Origin of the sequence: Geobacillus sp. C56-T2, from assembly GCF_007829715.1 — a bacterium.
GTDB lineage: Bacteria > Bacillota > Bacilli > Bacillales > Anoxybacillaceae > Geobacillus > Geobacillus icigianus.
Map to the genome: position 1 here is coordinate 1,670,297 of NZ_VJWB01000001.1, position 18,061 is coordinate 1,688,357.

The 18,061-nt window shown below is 49.9% G+C and carries 10 protein-coding genes and 4 pseudogenes; 7 read left to right on the forward strand and 7 right to left on the reverse strand.

Features of this window, described 5'->3' with window-relative positions; translation table 11 throughout:
• The first annotated feature begins 108 nt into the window (after nt 1-108).
• The 4 genes and pseudogenes from GC56T2_RS08430 to GC56T2_RS08445 all read left to right on the forward strand — a co-directional run.
• Complete coding sequence (locus tag GC56T2_RS08430; protein WP_144974460.1) at nt 109-1,869, forward strand: ABC transporter ATP-binding protein; 1,761 nt, start codon at nt 109-111, stop codon at nt 1,867-1,869.
• Nucleotides 1,866-3,884, forward strand: a complete 2,019-nt coding sequence (locus GC56T2_RS08435; RefSeq protein ID WP_144974462.1) for an ABC transporter ATP-binding protein — start codon at nt 1,866-1,868, stop codon at nt 3,882-3,884. Before GC56T2_RS08430 ends, GC56T2_RS08435 begins: the two co-directional genes overlap by 4 nt.
• Before the next feature lie 1,060 nt (nt 3,885-4,944).
• A pseudogene (locus GC56T2_RS08440) lies at nt 4,945-5,407 on the forward strand (DinB family protein).
• 438 nt (nt 5,408-5,845) lie between these two features.
• Nucleotides 5,846-6,812: pseudogene (locus tag GC56T2_RS08445) on the forward strand (IS701 family transposase); the annotation flags it as partial.
• Between the two features lie 129 nt (nt 6,813-6,941).
• Here the strand turns inward: GC56T2_RS08445 and GC56T2_RS08455 are convergent.
• A pseudogene (locus GC56T2_RS08455) lies at nt 6,942-8,599 on the reverse strand (IS1634 family transposase).
• Between the two features lie 118 nt (nt 8,600-8,717).
• Between GC56T2_RS08455 and GC56T2_RS08460 the strand changes: the two are divergent.
• Together GC56T2_RS08460 and GC56T2_RS08465 are read left to right on the forward strand one after the other, a co-directional pair.
• Nucleotides 8,718-8,921 (forward strand): annotated as a pseudogene (locus tag GC56T2_RS08460) (IS701 family transposase); the annotation flags it as partial.
• A gap of 343 nt (nt 8,922-9,264) precedes the next feature.
• The gene (locus tag GC56T2_RS08465; protein ID WP_061912270.1) at nt 9,265-10,233 is read left to right on the forward strand and encodes a helix-turn-helix domain-containing protein; all 969 of its coding nucleotides are present in this window, start codon (nt 9,265-9,267) and stop codon (nt 10,231-10,233) included.
• 336 nt (nt 10,234-10,569) lie between these two features.
• On the opposite strand, the gene GC56T2_RS08470 is transcribed toward GC56T2_RS08465, so the two are convergent.
• The 6 genes from GC56T2_RS08470 to purU all read right to left on the reverse strand — a co-directional run bounded on the left by GC56T2_RS08470 (nt 10,570) and on the right by purU (nt 16,483).
• Nucleotides 10,570-10,764, reverse strand: a complete 195-nt coding sequence (locus tag GC56T2_RS08470) for a hypothetical protein (RefSeq protein WP_061912269.1) — start codon at nt 10,762-10,764, stop codon at nt 10,570-10,572.
• A 138-nt stretch (nt 10,765-10,902) separates the two neighbouring features.
• On the reverse strand, nt 10,903-12,147 hold the full coding sequence (locus GC56T2_RS08475) for a DHH family phosphoesterase (RefSeq protein ID WP_144977165.1): 1,245 nt from the start codon (nt 12,145-12,147) through the stop codon (nt 10,903-10,905).
• A gap of 17 nt (nt 12,148-12,164) precedes the next feature.
• Nucleotides 12,165-14,075 carry a vWA domain-containing protein gene (locus GC56T2_RS08480; protein ID WP_144974464.1) on the reverse strand — a complete coding sequence of 637 codons (1,911 nt, stop codon included), beginning with the start codon at nt 14,073-14,075 and terminating at the stop codon, nt 12,165-12,167.
• A gap of 10 nt (nt 14,076-14,085) precedes the next feature.
• Nucleotides 14,086-14,961 (reverse strand): ATP-binding protein, encoded by an 876-nt coding sequence (locus GC56T2_RS08485; protein ID WP_144974466.1) that lies wholly within the window; start codon nt 14,959-14,961, stop codon nt 14,086-14,088.
• Nucleotides 14,962-15,091: 130 nt separating this feature from the next.
• On the reverse strand, nt 15,092-15,466 hold the full coding sequence (locus tag GC56T2_RS08490; RefSeq protein WP_033019768.1) for a replication termination protein: 375 nt from the start codon (nt 15,464-15,466) through the stop codon (nt 15,092-15,094).
• 114 nt (nt 15,467-15,580) lie between these two features.
• Entirely contained in the window at nt 15,581-16,483 is a 903-nt protein-coding gene (gene purU / locus GC56T2_RS08495; protein ID WP_144974469.1) for a formyltetrahydrofolate deformylase, read from the reverse strand.
• Nucleotides 16,484-16,700: 217 nt separating this feature from the next.
• Here purU and GC56T2_RS08500 point away from each other — a divergent pair, with 217 nt between their 5' ends.
• Nucleotides 16,701-18,041: a hydroxysqualene dehydroxylase gene (locus tag GC56T2_RS08500; protein ID WP_144974471.1), complete on the forward strand. Its 1,341-nt coding sequence runs from the start codon at nt 16,701-16,703 to the stop codon at nt 18,039-18,041.
• Nucleotides 18,042-18,061: the final 20 nt, after the last annotated feature.

Consider the following 18,061-nt stretch of genomic DNA (forward strand, 5'->3'; position numbering starts at 1 on the left):
TTAAGGGAGGAAGGCAAAATGAAAATAAGATGGACACCGTTCACATTGCCAGCCGGAGAGATGGAGAGCGGTTAGATGATCATTGAACAATAAAGGGGTTGAGTCCATATGTTTTCGGTATTATGGAAGCTTCGTTCGTTTTTCAAGCAACATTGGAAGCGATATGTCATCGCCATTGTCCTTTTAATGTTAGGGGGCCTGTTCGAAACGATTCCGCCCAAATTGCTAGGAATCGCGATTGACGATATACATTCGGACGGCTTCACCAAGGAGAAGCTGATCGCATATGCCGGATGGCTTATGGGGCTGACGGTACTCATTTACGGCGTGAACTATATATGGATGTATCAGCTGTTCGGGGGCGCGTTTTTATTAGAGCGAAGCATGCGTTCCCGCTTGATGAAACATTTACTCAACATGACGCCGACGTTTTATGAAAACAATCGCACCGGCGATTTAATGGCGCGGGCGACGAACGACTTAAAAGCGATCGCTAATACGGCCGGACTTGGTATTTTAACGCTTGTGGATTCGAGCGCGTTCATGCTCGTCATTTTATTCACGATGGGCCTGTCGATCAGTTGGAAGCTGACGTTTGCGGCGTTGCTGCCGCTGCCTTTGATGGCGGCAGCGATGAATCTGTACGGAAAAAAAATTCACGAACGCTTTACAAAAGCGCAAGATGCGTTTGGCGACATGAACGATTATGTGCTCGAATCGATTTCGGGCGTGCGCGTCATTCGCGCTTATGTGCAGGAAAAAGTGGATGAAGCGAGATTTCAAGCGCTGACGGAAGACGTGTATCAAAAAAATATGAAAGTCGCACAAATCGATTCGCTCTTTGATCCAACGATTAAACTGCTAGTGGGCCTGAGCTATTTAATCGGATTAGGGTACGGGGCATACTTAGTGTTCCATCAAGAAATAACGCTCGGCGAACTCGTTTCGTTCAACGTCTATTTAGGCATGATGATTTGGCCGATGTTTGCCATCGGCGAGCTTATGAACGTGATGCAGCGCGGCAACGCTTCTCTCGATCGCGTGAACGAAACGCTCGCCTACGTTCCGGATGTGCAGAATCATCCCGAGCCGCAATCGGTTGAGATCCCCGAATCGATTGTGTTTGATCAAGTCGGGTTTCGCTATCCGTCATCAAGCGTCCACAATTTAGAAAACATCTCGTTCACGCTTTGGCGCGGGCAAACGCTCGGCATCGTAGGGCGCACAGGGAGCGGGAAAACGACGCTTGTGAAGCAATTGCTTCGGGAGTATCCGCTAGGAACAGGGCGCATTACTGTCTCAGGTGTTCCGCTCGAGCGAATTCCAATTGAACAGGTGCAAGGATGGATTGGCTACGTGCCGCAAGACCATGTGCTATTTTCGAAAACGGTGAAAGAAAATATTGTATTCGGACGCAAAGAGGCGGCCGATGAAGAATTCCAGAAAGCGATTGATTTAGCCGCATTCCGCAACGATATCGAAATGCTTCCTGAAGGGCTCGATACGTTAGTCGGGGAAAAAGGGGTTGCGCTATCAGGAGGGCAAAAACAGCGGCTTTCGATCGCCCGCGCGCTGCTTATGAATCCGGAAATTTTAATTTTAGACGATGCCTTGTCCGCTGTCGATGCGAAAACGGAAGCGGCGATTATGGAAAACATTCGCCGCGAGCGCGCCGGAAAAACGACGATCATCACGACGCATCGTTTATCGGCGATCGAGCATGCCGATTGGATTCTCGTGCTAGATGACGGAAAAGTGATCGAACAAGGCACGCATGAACAACTCCTCGCCCAAAACGGGTGGTATTACGAGCAATGGATCCGCCAACAAGCCGCAGCGACGACAGAAGAAAGCGGGGTGTGTTTATGAACGTCGGAAAACGGTTATTCGCTTACGCCCTTCACTATAAAAAAATGATGGTGTTCGCCTTGTGCATGCTGGCGGTTTCGGTGGCTGCCGAACTGACGGGGCCGTTGATCGCCAAACAAGTGATTGACCAGCATATTTTAGGGATCGAGTCTCCGTGGCACGAAGCTTCTAAAGGAAACCATGCCGTGTTTTATCAAGGAAAATGGTATAAGCGGGAGCGCGATTTTGCACAAGGAGAAGAAAAAGGGAAAGAAGTGCGCATTTTGCAAGTCGGGCGGCATTACTATTTTGTCGACCGCGCTGTCGCCTTGGACGGCAACCGCTCCGTCCAAGACGGCGTCCTCACGATTCGCCGCGGGGACGAGTCGGTCTCATATCCAGCCAAAAAGTTGTCCGTTCGAGAGCTCATGCGTTTTTACGAGCCGGACATTGACCGTATCGTGTCCTTATTAGGTCTGTACATGGCCCTGCTCGTCGCGGCGACCGCGTTTCAATACGGACAGCGCTACTACTTGCAGATGGCGGCGAATCGCATTATTCAAAAAATGCGCAAAGACGTCTTTGCGCACATCCAACGCCTGCCGATTCGCTATTTTGATCGTTTGCCGGCCGGGAAAATCGTCGCGCGGGCGACGAACGATACGGAAGCGATTCGCGAGCTCTACGTTACGGTATTGGCGACGTTTTTTACAAGTTGCATCTATATTACCGGCATTTTTATCGCGCTGTTTCTTTTAGATGTTCGTTTGGCGGCCGTCTGCCTCCTCCTCTTGCCGATTTTAGCCGTATGGATGAAGGTGTACCGAAAATACGCGTCGAAATACAATCAAATCATTCGGTCGCGCTTAAGCGACATTCATGCGATGATTAACGAGTCGATTCAAGGAATGACCATCATCCAAGCATTTCGCAGACAAAAGGAAACGGAGCGCGAGTTTGACGAGCTGAACCAAGACTATTTCACCTACCAAAATAAGCTTTTGAGCCTAAATGCGCTCACATCGCATAACTTAGTCGGCGTGCTCCGCAACGTGGCATTTGTGGCGCTTATTTGGCATTTCGGGGGCGGTTCTTTAAGCGGCCAGGCCATTTCTATGGGCGTGCTGTACGCGTTTGTAGATTATCTCAACCGCTTGTTCCAGCCGGTGACCGGGATGGTGAACCAGTTGGCGAACTTAGAACAGTCGCTTGTTGCCGCTCAGCGCGTCTTTGCGCTTCTCGATGAGCCCGGCGATGAGGTGTACGAAGGAGACATGCCGCGCTACAAAGGAAACGTCGTGTTTGAGAACGTGTATTTCGGGTATAAGGACGGCGAATATGTGTTAAAAAACATCTCCTTTACGGTCAAGCAAGGAGAGACGGTGGCGCTCGTCGGGCATACCGGCTCCGGGAAAAGTTCGATCATGAATCTATTGTTCCGTTTTTATGACATTCAAAAAGGGCGCATCCTCATCGATGGAATCGATATCCAAACGATGCCTAAACAAATGTTGCGCAAGCATATGGGGATCGTTCTGCAAGATCCGTTTTTGTTCACCGGCACGATCGCGTCCAATGTGAGTTTGCAAGATCCGCGCATTACCCGCAGCACGATCGAAAAAGCGCTTCGCGACATCGGGGCGGAGCAATGGCTCAAAAGTTTGCCGAACGGTTTTGATGAACCGGTCATTGAAAAAGGAAGCACGCTATCGTCCGGGCAGCGCCAGCTCATTTCGTTTGCCCGCGCCTTGGCATTCGATCCGGCCATTTTAGTGCTCGATGAAGCAACCGCCAACATCGATACGGAAACGGAAGCGGTCATTCAGCAAGCGCTCGATGTGCTCAAAAAAGGGCGCACCACGTTTATCATCGCTCACCGTTTATCGACGATTCGAAATGCCGATCAAATTCTCGTGCTAGACCGCGGCACGATCGTCGAACGAGGCACTCATGACGAACTGATGAACAAGAAAGGCAACTATTATCAAATGTATCAACTGCAACAAGGAGAGAAAAACGCGATCAAAGTGGGTTAATCGAGAGGAAGGAAGCCGTCTTGCGCTTCCTTCCGCAACAGATCGTTGTATCATTTGGAATTGTCGTTCGTGTTGCAAAAAACGATTCACGACAATGCTGAGGACGATTCGTATGAAAAAGAGCATATGCCAAAACGAGTCGAAAAAGAACAAACAAAGTAACGAGACCACCATCGTTGCAGCCAAATGAGCGCACAAACGAAATGGGGAGGGTCAATCAGACGATCGTTCGGCTATTGGCCGCCCCTTTCCGCATATGCCAGAGTTGGTCCAACGTTGAAAGAGAACAGACTTTAGTAAACCAATCGAAAGTTTAATGAGTCCGTTAGGAGGCGTGAAGGTTTACTATTTCAGCAGGACTAGGTAACCTATGGACAATGGGGTTACTACCAAAAAACAAAAAAGATAGCTCAGCCCTGCCTAAACGGTAGCGGGGAAAAGCTATCTTACCGAACTTTTGTGCTATCAGCCCTGCCAAATGGTAGCGGGGAAAATAACACCTTGATTTAAATTAAATATAAGGCATAAAATTGTTTTAGTCAATAGAGTTTAGATAAAAAATATATCAATTGGAGTAAGAAAAATGAGGTGTGTCAATTTATGTACTACTTAATCTATTTTGATGAGAGTAATAAAATTGATCAACTTGACGTGGAGTATTCTTATTATGGTGCTTATGGAAGTACAGATATATCGATGGCAAAAGTGAAGAGTTGAGAGAAAAAGTGAACTATCCTAATACAATGCTAAATACACTTATAGGATATAAAGACCAGATTGAAGGACGCGGAAGAAATTATTCCATTATAGAACCGCAGGTAAAAATGATCTAACATTTTGAAATCGTTGCTTGCGACGATTCTCATTTTGTTAATCGGCCAAGTATTTCAAAAAGCAAATACAATACCGCCGTGGTATCAAGGATCGGCGCCCATTTCGTCAGTCCGATACCTAAATTGGCTGTCTACACTTCCATATATATAAGTTGCAATAAAGAATTTCCGATTTTTCGTTGAGGGTTTCATCTAAGTACAAGCCGATATGAGAGTAAGGTGGCAAAATGGAAAAACGGCATGAAGTGTTGTTTCGGCAATTAGAAGATTATCGCAGGGAATTGCTTCGAGTAGTGGACGGGCTTACTGAAGAAGAGGCGGACATCGTGCCAAAAGGATTCAACAACAACATTCGTTGGAATCTCGGGCACGTCTATTTAGACCAATATCTTTGGATTCAGCATGTAACGAAAGAGCCGATCCCGATTCCCGAAGGCTTTCGCGATTGGTTTGTTTGGCTTCGGCACCAGCCCTGCCACGTGGCACACAAAGCCCCCGTCGCTGTCTGTATTAAAAGAATTATTGGCGGAGCAGCCAACGAAAATTTGCGAATGGTACGGGGAGCGCCTCGAAGAAGAATTCGCGCCGACCGAATCCGGCATGCACACGATCGCCCAAGTGTTAGTGCGCACCATTTTCCATGAAGGGCTGCATCTTGCTACAATCCAGCGTATTCGCAAATTTCTTTAGTCGGCAAAGGGACACGTTAGCCCCTCCAAACGTCAATGTTTTTTGAACCATTCATTCCATTACTAATTCCATAATGATTACTAGGAAAAGAGGGAAGGGGGAGAGACAAAAAATAAAAAATGGATTGTTCCGGTTCTTACATGATGTATAATGTTGGAAGGTGGAGGTGATTTTTGGTTGAAAGTTATGATTAACAAAGGGGGATTATCGTGTTAGATAAGAAAAAAAGCAGGAAATATATTAGGTGTCGCGTCTTTGTTGCCTATAATCATAAGTATCATTATTTTCTTTATCGAAAGAAGTCCAAATGCTAATATTTACTGTAGATGAGCAAATTTGCTAACATAAATTGACAACTAAACAAAAAAGGAGACATGAACCCGATTCCTTGGTTAGAATAGATGTACCACCAACTACCCACAAGGAGGTTCATGTCTCATGAATAGATTAGCACATCATCAAGGAATCCACAAGTTTTTCATGACGCTGGGATTGGCGCTTGATTTCTCGAAGCCGGTCATCAAGCATCTCGTTCATCTTGTGGATGCCTTGACGACCAAGGGATTTTCGGGGACATTGACGGATGTCCGGTACTGGAGTTTTCACCCGAATCATCGAACGACACTGAGCCACTTTTTCACGAAAAGCCCTTGGAACGAGGAAAAACTGCTTGAGAAGCTGCAAGAATGGATCCTTCGCCAGATCGAACGCCTAGCCAAACAGGAGAATCAACCCCTTTTTGTTTCGATCGATGATACGATTTGTCAAAAAACGAAGCCTTCGTCACGGGCTGCCCGCGCCATTCATTCAAGGGTGTGATTGGCACTACTCGCACAACGATCATCCATCCGTTTGGGGGCATTCGCTTGTTTGGCTGATGGTGCACACCTTCACGCAAGCGTTTCCGTTCGCGTTTCGTCTCTATGATAAGGCGGTGGGAAGAAGCAAAATCGACCTAGCGATCGAGATGCTTTCCTCGCTCAAGGGGAAACGGGCTCAGCCGGTGTATGTGCTCATGGATTCGTGGTATCCGTCCCAAGCGCTCATCGAAGCCTGCCTGAAACAAGGATTCCATGTCATCGCCATGCTCAAGACAAACCGGATTCTCTATCCGAAAGGCATCGCCATCCAAGCGAAGAAGGTCGCCCGCTATATTGAGCCCAACGACACCCGCCTCGTCACGGTGGGGAACGAGCGTGATCGTGTCTACCGCTACGAAGGCGCGCTCAACGGTCTTGATGACGCGGTGGTGCTGCTGGTTTGGAAGGCGGATGAACCGATGACGCCGGATCATCTCCATGTCATCTTCGACACCGACCGGGAGCTGAGTGACGAAGACATCTTGCGTTACGATGCCCAACACTGGTCGATCGAATGCGTTTTCCGGCAGGCCAAAGACCAGCTGACTCACATTTCGCACCCTAACAAGGTCAAAACAAAGGATTTTTTATTTAGTTTTTCAGAATAACTTTTTGACCAACACAACGAGCGATGGCTATCCTTTTTTTACCATCGCTGGTCGTTCCGTATGACGTTACACGTAAATGCTCTCATCCAGCCCCAACCCCTGCAGAATCCTTCGTTGTTCAGGGGTGAGGGAGCGATCCAGTGAGCGTTGGATGCGCCCATCCGGCAGCTCCAGGAGGACGACGTTCACATATTGAAACAGCTGAAAAATCGCCTGTCCCGTCGGCCGGGTCAGCTTGCGGCCTCCAGGACCCTTCAACGGGTGTTCTGGAGTAATAAACTGACGCACTCGGCGCTGAAAAACGCGGTAAATCGCCAAGGCCAACAGAAACAAATAGCCTAATACTGCGACCCGTTCTAGTTTTTTGACGTAAATCTCATCCGTGAAAAACGGATCTTTCAAAAAAGCGAAGTTCATTTCCACCGAGATCTGCCCTTTATATAGCTTCAAGATCTCTTGGGCATCCATTTGTTGGCCCTTCCATTCCTCCGGAACGGTCGTGACGAGGACAAACCGGGACGCTTTCCGTCTTGCCTGTTCCCACGCGTTTTGGTCGAATTCGACGTCAAGGCGCAAGAGATACCGCGTCTCCATCTCGGGTTCCACCCCTTTTTCGGCCGTCCGCGCCGTTTTTTCGGGCGTACGATCTCTTCGACCGCGGCCTTGACCTGATGAAACCGTGGGCGAAGGGACATCTTGAGGGACGCCAAGGCTTGTTCAGCGTCTTCCCGGCACGAGAAAGGGTGGCGCTCCCAATGGGCTTGTTCCTCGCGAAGAAGCTCCGCTTCTTTGGTTCGTTCTTTTTCGAGCGTCTTTCCTTTTCGCTGGTCGAGCGCACTCGATTCGACGACGATCAGCCGAACGGGGTGGCCTTCATAGGTGGAGGATGTTTCCCATACCCGGTACGTGGCGCCGTTTCTCTCCGCCAGCGTAAAGGGTTCGCTCCACGGGATGTGAGGCGAATCGGCCTCCGCTAATGCCCGTTTCACGATCCGAAGCGACGAAGGGCCTCGGGTGATCAAAAAGGCGTTGGCCGCTTTGGTTTGCGCCAGAGTGTCTTTTGTCATCGCGGCGGAATCGGCCACGTAAATCCATTCGTCTTCCATCTTGGCTTGTTTGAGCTGTTCGTGGACACGGGACAGCACCTCCGGATTCCACGTTTTGTCAGGCAGGTTGCCGTCGTGCACATCGCCGTAAAACGGGATGCCGTCCTCGTTGCCGACCAGTCCGAAACCGATCTGTTTTTGCCAACGATGATGGCGGTTATAGCCATGTGTGATTTGTAAGGCCTCTAACGAGGCCGATTCATACGCGCCGTAAACGGTCTTGTCCGTCGTATCGGCGTGAAAGGCTCGGAGGGAAAGGCCTTCTTTGCGATAAATGTGAATCAAGCAAGTGCTGATCACCTTGTGAATATCGGCCTCATACAAGCGGTCGAGATGACGAGCCAAGGCATCGTCGTTCAACCAGGAAGGATGGAGACCGGGACGGATGAGTTTCTCTAGATCGATCTCCTGAGCCCATCGTTCCACGTGAACGAGGGCTTGCCGGCCGTCAAACATATTGTAGATGATGGCCTGAACGGCATCGCTGACTCGAGTCTGGCACTGTGGATCAACGGGAACGAGATGGTCAATCAATTGGGGCAGGCCCAGTTTCTTGAATAGGGCACTTATTATATTCAAATAATCATTACGATAGACCTTTTTGACTTGAACGTTCATGAGAGAAAAACTCCTTCACTTTCCTTGTGTGTCAAGGATTCATTCGACATCGGAACGAAAAAATCCTCCCGATTTTCGTCGAGAGGGTGCGAAATGTGAGAGCTGAAGTCAGGTGGACCGTGTTCGTCACATTCGGGCGGTGAAACGGTATTGGGCCGTGGTGCTGTTCGCCTGCGTATACAGCATCGCGGAATCTCAACAAGACCTCTCTTCCGGCCTGGAGCTTCTTCGGTCTCGGAAAGGGCACAGCATCGTCGAGTTCATCTACGATGCCGCGAGGCAAGAGATTCCCATTGATGTGATCAAAAAACAGCTCCATTAGTGAATGGAAATTACTGTAATGAAAAATGCTCATCTACAGTCAATTGTTTTTGTTGAGATTAAGAATTATGAAAGAAGGATTGCGGAATCTGCTCTTGTTTCATACAGGACGATGCCTCCACTCAATTTATCAGTAATTGTGAAAAGCAGCCCGGAGCATAAGGAATAAAGCGGCGTGATGAGACAGTACTTGCACTTTACTGTCTCTTTTTTTGTTTTGCGATTTATTTCCATTCATTAATTAAAGTGGGGAAGGGATTATTACGAATATTTTAATTCATATAGACAATAAGAACGTTTGTTCTTATAATATATTTTAAATAAATATGGAAGGGGTTTTAAAGATGACAAGAAAAAATATAAAACGAACGTTGGTGATAGACGAAATTATAAAACTTTATCTTGAAGGTGCTAGTACCACCGAAATTGCAAAGCTTTCCAATGTGTCCCCAAGATATATAAGAATGATTTTGTCTGATCATAATATTGAAAAAAGGCCGTTTGGTAGTTGGAAGCGTAAGTATAAGTTAAATGAAGATTATTTCAAGACTTGGTCTAAAAATATGGCTTATATCTTAGGTTTTTTTATAGCGGACGGTTTTGTCTCCAATGATTTTCAGACGATCGGATTCGCGCAAAAAGAAAAATATATTTTAGAACAAATCAGAGACGAATTAGGGTCTAATCAACCACTTTATCAAAATAAGCAAACCGGTGTTTATATGTTATATCTCAATAGCAAAGTTATGAAAAACGATCTAATGGAGATACATGGTATCACACCAAATAAATCATTGGATATAAAATTTCCGTATGTTCCAGAAGTGTATTTAAATCATTTTATAAGAGGCTATTTTGACGGTGATGGAAATATTTATTCTCGTGGCTATTTAGTCAGTTTTGTTGGCGGTTCTCTCGATTTCATGACGGTATTAGAACATCATCTAAAAGCGCGAGGATTTGACGTGTACTTAACCAAAAAAGAAAAACATATTCGTTTATATATGAGCGGCAGAAAAAACATTAAGGAATTTTACGACTGGATTTATCACGATAAAGGATTATACTTAAAACGCAAATTTGAAGCGTTCCCAGATAAAAATATGGATGCAGAAACATTGCAAAATGCGAAATTAAAAAGAACAAAACAAGCTGTTGCAGCAAGAAAAAAAGCTTTTATCGATGAATATCGAAAAAGTTATTGCGTTCATCAAGCATGTGAAACAGTTGGAATTACATTAGGAACTTATTTTAGATGGTTGAAACAAGACAAACAATTTAGCGAAGAATTTTATCAAATAAAGAAAGAGTAGTGGTAATCAAAAGGCCACTCATATATTTTTTAAATTTTAGTAGACATAATATAAATTATAGGAAGTTAAATGAGTGATTGTCTCATATAAAAGTAATCTCATGATAGTGAGACAAAGCAAAAAAATCCCCATGTATTCTATCACGAACGAACTGTCTTATACGCATGATAGCGAGCCTTCCGCTGGTTAAAGGCGTGCGCGATGACGACGGGAGCTCGTCCGTATTGGTTGACATATAAAAACGTGCAGTGTTCTTGAGTCACTTCCAAGAAACACTGCACGTTACCCGCTGCGTGTCGATAGTCGCAGGGAGAGCATATTCCCATCCTTTCTTTGTCATGCGATATCGGTATGACGGTAGCAAACGCCTTTATATTTGACGCGGATCGGCACGCCCTTTTCTCGTTTATGTTTGATGAGCAACTGTTGCGCTTTTGAAAAGGCTTCCATCATTCCAGACGCAGTAATGGCTTCTTCCCATACGATCGTCTTTCCTTGAACTGTGTAGAAAGAAAAAACATACTGTTTCATTTTCCTCACCTCCCTATGTGCTTATTATAATCAAACCCTGTTTTTCCTAAACACAAAAACTGTTACAATTATGTTAACATTTTCTGCTGTATCGCCCTCGCGAAATGGTGAAGGATTGACCGAACAGGAAAACCGGCATCAAAGTTCGATGCCGGTTTGTTGTTTGTATTGCTTGACAGCTGCCAGATAGTCTGCTTGAATGTCGGCTTTGTCTCGGGCGAGTCGTGTGCTTAAAAACTGAAGCACCGCCTCATCATGAGCAAGGCCGGCCGCAAACTGCCGCTTTAGCCAGCGCTCGCCGCTAGCTTCATCTGGAAACGCATGCGCCTCCCCTTGCCCATCAGCATATACGATCCAGCCTTGCTCGGTATGACGGCTCAACCACCATTGACCATGATGATTCGTCCAAAAGGTTCCTTCCGCTCCGTCTCGTTTGTTCAGCTGGTTTTGTTCCGCATCGCCGTAAATTGGCAACAGCGGGAACGTCTCGATGACAAAGAGCGGGAATGTCGTCTCATCAACTAAACAACCGGACGCTTTTGGGTGGCCGCCGCCACCGAACTGCCGAGCGAACTCAGCGACGTTGACATCATCGTGAGTGGTACGAAAACCGATATGTTTCGTCCCCATATTGACCATCGCGATTAAATCGAGATGAGGAAATCGCTTCGATAACACATTGCCGAGTTCCGACATATGGCGCTCAGCAAAGACGACGCCGATGCAATAGTCGCCAAGCCAGCGCTGAACGAGTTGCTTTTGTTTTTGCCGGATGTAGCGCTGAATTTTCTTTTCTTCCATATCCAAAAGCAGCTCTTCCGTTTCGGTTAAGGCGAACGGTTGGCCGGAAGAAAGCCGTTCGCTCATCGTCTCCCAGAAGCTGTCGAGCCCTAAAATCGTCAGTAAATCATTAAGCCGTTTGGCTTGTATATTTCCGTTCTCTTCCCATTCCCATGTATCGTATTGACGGACGAGTTCGACAAACGCGTCAAGTGCTTCCGTTCGCGCCAGTTTCCCTTCGCGGACAAGGTAGTTGTAAAAAAGCGAGGTGGCGCATGTTTTTTTGCCATCTTCTCCGGTCGGTACGACCCATCCCCACGGGTAATGGTTAAAATGAAGCGCCGTGACATGGTGGTCGATCACTTGCACATGACCGCCGCGCTCGGCTCGTTCGGCCAGCTTTTGTTCGACTTCCTTGCCGACGGCCAAGTCGGTGATCCATAGCATGGCATCGGCCGCTTCTTCGCTTTGCAAAAATTGGGCAACCCGTTCATCAAGATTTCGATAGGAACAAAATGAAATATTGACTTCCGTAAACGCCAGTTTGGCCAGCAATCCGCAGCCGATGCCGTCTAAGTCGCTGTCGGTGAATAATTTGATCATCATTTCCCATCCTTCTGTCACAAACTTTTTTGCAGCCAGGCTTTCAAAAGCGGCAACAAACGGTCAGCGAGTTCACTGACATGCGGCACGAAGACGCGAAAACGGCCGTAAATGTTTTCCACCGTCCGCCGCGTCGATTCGTCATCGGCGCCGCGCCCTAAAAAGAGGTTGACGACCTCGATGCCGCGACGGCGCGCGTCGGCGACCGCCTCATGTGTATCGATGATGCCGTTTTGTTCGTAGCCGTATGCGGCCGGCTCGCCATCCGAGAAGACGAGCAGCACTTTTTGCCTTTCCGGACGGCCAAGAAGCTGTTCCGTCATCCAGCGGATCGCCAATCCGTCTCGATTGTCTTCATGCGGCTCAAGCTGCATGATCGCCGGGCCGCTCGATGGCTCCAATGATCGGCGAAACGATACAGCCGTTTGCATGTAATTCGGCTGCCAAGCGGCGGTCGCTTCGTTCGCATCTTCCCAAAATCCCACAATGGCATGTGGCACCCGCAACGTTTTCAACGCTTCATGACAAAGGACAAGACCGGTTTTCGTCTCTTCCATTTTGTCGTGCATCGAGGCGGAACAGTCGACGAGCAGTCCGAATACCGCATCAAACCGCCGCGCTGGCTCGCCTTTTTTGTAAAACAAGCGCGGCCGCTCATCGGTGAAAAACGGCACGAGCTGTTTGCGCAGCCGTCCGGCGAGCAAGTTTGTGCGCCAAGCGCTGCGCTGATGCTCAAGCCATTGCTCCATCACGCGCACGAGCCGTTTCCGGTACGGCGCCACCGCCGCCTGCTTGGCGCGGTATTGCTCGAGATGGACCGGACTTGGCGGCGGGGAAGGAAGAAGCACGAGCTCGGCTTGACGGTTCGCCTCGCCGTATGGTGCGCCGCTTCCGGTGCGGGGATGATCGTCAAAGGAGGCGTGCGCTTCGGGGCCATAGTCATTCCGATTCGTTGGTTGGGACGTTCCTTGAACGATGGCGAGCGCCTGATCGCCGTCATCCCCCGGCCGCGCCCCGTCGCCAAGCATTCCGGTGCGGGTGCCGCGCTCAAGCTCGAAACGGAGAAAATTCCCGCCCGTTCGGCTCGTTTCCCGGTGCCAAGTCGGCATCACTTGCCGGTGCGCGTCACCGTTTGAGGAGCCGTTCGATGTGTCGCGGTTTTCCAATGGATCGGTTCGTTTTAAGTCGTCAATCGTCATCTTCCGTTCGTCTTCCCCGTCGTCGACAATCGGCAGCGACGTATAGGTGTTCACCATATCATCGGGCAGCACGCCCTCCATCAGCGCAACAATCGTCAGCGTCCAGCGGGCTGTTTCCGCCGTCGATGAGACGTCATAAAATTGCGGCCATAGCGCTTCAAGGCGCGCTTGTCTCGCCTCATCTGCCATCGGAACGAGCGGGACATCATCAAGCGGTGAGTCCGCGGTCAGCCGCAAATACATAGCCGCCAAAAATTGATCAGCCAAGGCGCTCCGCGTTTGGTTCGCCTGCCATTGCTGGGCGAAATAGCGGCGGTATAGGCGACGGCGCACCCGAAACCATCGCTTCGTCCCCGGTCGTTCCCGCTCGCACACCATTTCCAAACGAAGATCTTCAGCGAAGGAAAACAGCTGTTTCGCCAGTTTGGGCAAGGGCTGCGCGTCGGCCGCTTGCCGGAACGCCTGAACGGCGGAGACGTCGGTATGACGCCTTGTGCCAATAAGGCGCAGCACGACGTCGCTTTTGATGGCCGCTTCTTTCTCGTGGGCAGGATAGACGTCCCAAAAGCGGCTGACGTAAACAATCGGCCGGGTTAGATGCACGCCGGAGTGAGCGGCGAACTCCACCGTCCAATGACGGTTCTGGGCGAGCGTTCGGGCAAGATCGGAAAGCTGCATCACCAAAAACGAATCGATCGGCCGATCGTCGAACATCATGAATCGTTCCATGCGCCGCCACCTACTCCTCAAACCATGTTTCAGCAATATTCCGCACTGCGGCTCGCTCCCGCTCATCGTCAAGCTTATCGACAATGCTTCGTTCAATCGCGCGCAGCGGCGGCATATATGCGGCCAGATCGCAAGCATCAAGCAAGGCGCGCACGGAGGCGGCTTCTTCAGCGATTTGTCCGTTTCGCACTTGTGTAAGCAAATCGGCCGATAGAGCGACGAAACGGTCGATCAACGCCTCATCCGTTACTGTAGTTTGCGCCAATAACACCGATTTTAATGTCGCTCCTTGCACATACGGCACGTCAATGACGACAAACCGATTTTTGAGCGCTTCATTCAGCGGAACGGTGCCAATATAGCCTTCATTGACGGCGGCGATGACGCCAAACGTCGGTTTCGCCTGCACGACCTCGCCGGTGAGCGGGTTGGTAAGCCGCCGCCGGTAATCGAGGACACCGTTTAAAATCGGCAGCGTCTCAGGTTTTGCCATATTAATTTCGTCAATGTATAACAAATGCCCTTTCGTCATCGCTTGAATCACAGGTCCGGGCACATACTCAATGACAGCTTGGCCGTTCTGATGCACGATCGTCTTGAACCCGAGCAACGCCTCGGCATCCAAGTCAACGGAACAGTTAATGCTGTGCATAGGCTGGCCGAACAGCGCGGATAATGTTTCCGCGAGCCGCGTTTTGCCTGACCCGGTCGGTCCTTTTAACAGCACGTTTTTCCCAAGCGCCAGGGCGACCGCCGCGTCGTGTACAATCGCCTCGTCGTCGGCCGTATACCCGCCCGATCCGATCAACGCCCGATCCGGATCGTGGCGGAACTGCTCGGTTCGTGTCTCGATCGCTTTTGCGACTACTGGTGGCCATGTGATCATTTGTGGTCTTCCTCTCTGTTGCCATCTTCCCCTCTCATTCTACTAGATCAACGGTTCGGACGCAAAACAAATAAAATCAACCATAATTGTATTATGTAAATTTATATTTAAAGAAAAAACTCGGCGCCCCCTAACTGTAGTTGTCCTCAATCGCTTTGCGAATGAGCGCCGCGCATCGGTCAAGCTCTGCTTTTAGCTGGCGTTTGTATAGCTTCGCTTTTTCCTGCCCGCCCTCGGCGAACCGGTAATACACGACTTCTTGGTATTTCATCCCTTCTTTTTTCTTCTTTACTTGTTTTAAAATGCCGTCTTCGATCAAATCGTGAAGCGCCTTGTACACTTCTGAATGGTTCGGTCGGTAGCCGAACGGCTTAAACTCTTGGCGTAGCACATCGAGCAGTTTCAATCCGTACAGCCGTTCTTGTTCTGTTAACGTGATCAAATACAATTTTAAAAACGCACGTTGTTTTAACAGAAAACCGCTTGGCGTTCGTTTTTCTCCCATGCCGCTCCTCCTTCCCCGCTTTTCTCATCGATTGGAAGATTCGCCATTCTCCGGTTTCTATGTTCATTATACCATATACGAGGAGGGAAAGGAAAAATCCTTCCCTCCCTGCTTTCAATAAAACACGATCGTTTTATTGCCGTGAATGATGACCCGGTCTTCCAAATGCCATTTGAGCGCCCGCGCGAGCACGGTTTTTTCGATTAGGCGGCCAATCCGTTTCAAATCGTCGGGATGATGGCGGTGATCCACCCGGGTGACGTCTTGTTCAATGATCGGCCCTTCATCTAAATCATCGGTGACGTAATGGGACGTGGCGCCGATCAGCTTGACGCCCCGTTCATAAGCCCGCTCGTACGGCCGCGCGCCGACAAACGCCGGCAAAAACGAGTGGTGAATATTAATGATTCTCCCTGGAAATTCAGCGACAAACGCCGGCGATAAAATTTGCATGTAGCGAGCAAGCACAATCGTATCGATCCGATAGTCGCGAAGCAGGCGGATTTGTTCGGCTTCTGCGTCAGCTTTCGTCTCTTTCGTGACGGGGATATGTACGTACGGGATGCCGAGCGGCTCAACGGTTTCGCGCAAATCCGGGTGGTTGCTGATGACAAGAGCGATATCGGCGATCAGTTCACCCGCCTGCCATTGCCAAAGCAGCTCAAGCAAGCAATGTTCCGCCTTCGAGACAAAAATGGCGATTCGCCGAATGTCACGGTGAAGCCGGAGCCGCCACGTCATGCCAAATTCCGCAGCAATCGAGCGAAACGCCGCTTCAAGCTCATTTTTTCGAGCGGCGACGTTCGGGCAGTCAAACTCCAAACGGAGGAAAAACGTGCCACCTTCCGGATCGGTCGAGTATTGGCTTGATTCGACGATATTTGCCCCTTGTTCATAAAGAAATGAGGTGACCGCGGCAACGATGCCGGGACGATCCGGACAGGAAATGAGCAGCCGGGCGCGATGTTCGTAGCTTTGCAAAAATGATTGCCAGCGATGTTGGCGAAATGTGCTCATCCGTTGTCTCTCCCTTTTCTTGCCGTTATTTAGTTTCCATCATACAAAAAAGTGGCGGACTTGCCAACGGGGAAATGTGAATGTCCGCCATAACAAAAGGCACCTCCCTCACAAGGGGATGCCTTTTCCACGGATGGTCTTTGGGCGGGGAGTTTTATTTTGGCTGTTGACAGGCACACTATAAGCAAGCATCGCCGCAGAGAAGGGAGACAAAACGATGAGACGGTACGAAGTGATTGTTATCGGCTCTGGGCTGGCCGGTCTTACTTGCGCTTGGGAGCTCGTCCGCCGCCGCCATCGCGTGCTTGTGCTTGAACGCGAATCAGTCATCGGCGGGCGCACCTCGTCGTGGGAAGAGAACGGGATGCTTGTTGAGTCCGGTTTCCATCGGATGATCGGCTACTACCGGGCCCTCCCCCGCCTGCTTGAGAGCGTTGGCGTATCGCCGAATGACATTTTTTACTGGGAGCGGGAGATCGATATATTGAAGGACAGGCAGACACAAGCAACGTTTGGCATCGCCCCGGTGTATGCACCGCTTCGTTTTTTGCGCGGGCTGGCGGCCAACAACGACTTGATCGGCCCGATGGGAAAGCTTTCTCTCCTTCCCTTTTTCATCAGGGGACTGTATGATTCGCTCGTCCGCCCGCACGAGCTCGACCGCCTCAGCGTGCTCGATTATGCTCGGCAATGCGGCGTGTCCTCGGAGGCGGTGACATGGCTAGTAAAGCCGCTGACGACCGGTATTTTCTTTCTGCCGATCGAGCGGTTTTCCGCCTACGTCTTTTTCGGTCTGATGCGCCCCGCCGTTCCAAGGTTTTATCGCATGCAAATCGGCGCCTTTTTAGGCGGCATGACAGAAGTCATGATGAGGCCGATCGCCGAGGCCATCGAGCGGCATGGCGGTGAAGTGCAAACCGGTGTTTGTGCCGATCAGCTTCTCGTTGAACACGGCCGCGTATCCGGCGTCATCGTTCGAGGCGAACCCATTCGGGCGAAGGAAACGGTGGTGGCCACTTCCCTTGGAGCGGCCAAGCGGCTGCTTGCGCCGCATTTTTCATCCCGTCCGTCTTTCGCTTCGCTGTTTGCGCTGCCGACAATGCCGGCGGTCACCGTGCAGTTAGAGATGGATCAGCCGTCGCGTCCGCACGATCGCACGACCTTTGCCCCAGAGACGGTGCTTTCTAGCTTCGCGGAGCAGTCGCGGACGACATTTCGTCATGTGCCGGGGCGTTTGTCGATCATTATCGGCGACCCAGAGCGATGGATCAAGGCGAGCGGGGAAGCGATTCTTTCCCAAGTCTATGCAGACGCCAGCACAATCGGCTTGCCGCTTAGCGGACATGTAAGGCAAAGCCGGGTCATTTCCCATCCGGAAGATTTTCACTCGCTCGCTCCCGGCTATGACCACTTGCGCCCGGGTCAGCAAACCGATGTACCCGGTTTGACGCTAGCGGGAGACTATACGCGCCAGCCATACTTTGCGACGATGGAAGGGGCGGTCTTGTCCGGACAGCGGGCGGCAGCGATCGTCGCCCGCCGCTTCGACGGAGGATGAAACACGAAAGGAGGAGAAAA

Bases quoted from the DNA above. Each gene is read 5' to 3' on its own strand.
- GC56T2_RS08480 (WP_144974464.1), bottom strand. From the start codon at position 14,075: ATGGAACGATTCATGATGTTCGACGATCGGCCGATCGATTCGTTTTTG.
- GC56T2_RS08430 (WP_144974460.1), top strand. From the start codon at position 109: ATGTTTTCGGTATTATGGAAGCTTCGTTCGTTTTTCAAGCAACATTGG.
- GC56T2_RS08475 (WP_144977165.1), bottom strand. From the start codon at position 12,147: ATGATCAAATTATTCACCGACAGCGACTTAGACGGCATCGGCTGCGGA.
- GC56T2_RS08500 (WP_144974471.1), top strand. From the start codon at position 16,701: ATGAGACGGTACGAAGTGATTGTTATCGGCTCTGGGCTGGCCGGTCTT.
- GC56T2_RS08435 (WP_144974462.1), top strand. From the start codon at position 1,866: ATGAACGTCGGAAAACGGTTATTCGCTTACGCCCTTCACTATAAAAAA.
- GC56T2_RS08485 (WP_144974466.1), bottom strand. From the start codon at position 14,961: ATGATCACATGGCCACCAGTAGTCGCAAAAGCGATCGAGACACGAACC.
- purU (WP_144974469.1), bottom strand. From the start codon at position 16,483: ATGAGCACATTTCGCCAACATCGCTGGCAATCATTTTTGCAAAGCTAC.
- GC56T2_RS08490 (WP_033019768.1), bottom strand. From the start codon at position 15,466: ATGGGAGAAAAACGAACGCCAAGCGGTTTTCTGTTAAAACAACGTGCG.
- GC56T2_RS08465 (WP_061912270.1), top strand. From the start codon at position 9,265: ATGACAAGAAAAAATATAAAACGAACGTTGGTGATAGACGAAATTATA.
- GC56T2_RS08470 (WP_061912269.1), bottom strand. From the start codon at position 10,764: ATGAAACAGTATGTTTTTTCTTTCTACACAGTTCAAGGAAAGACGATC.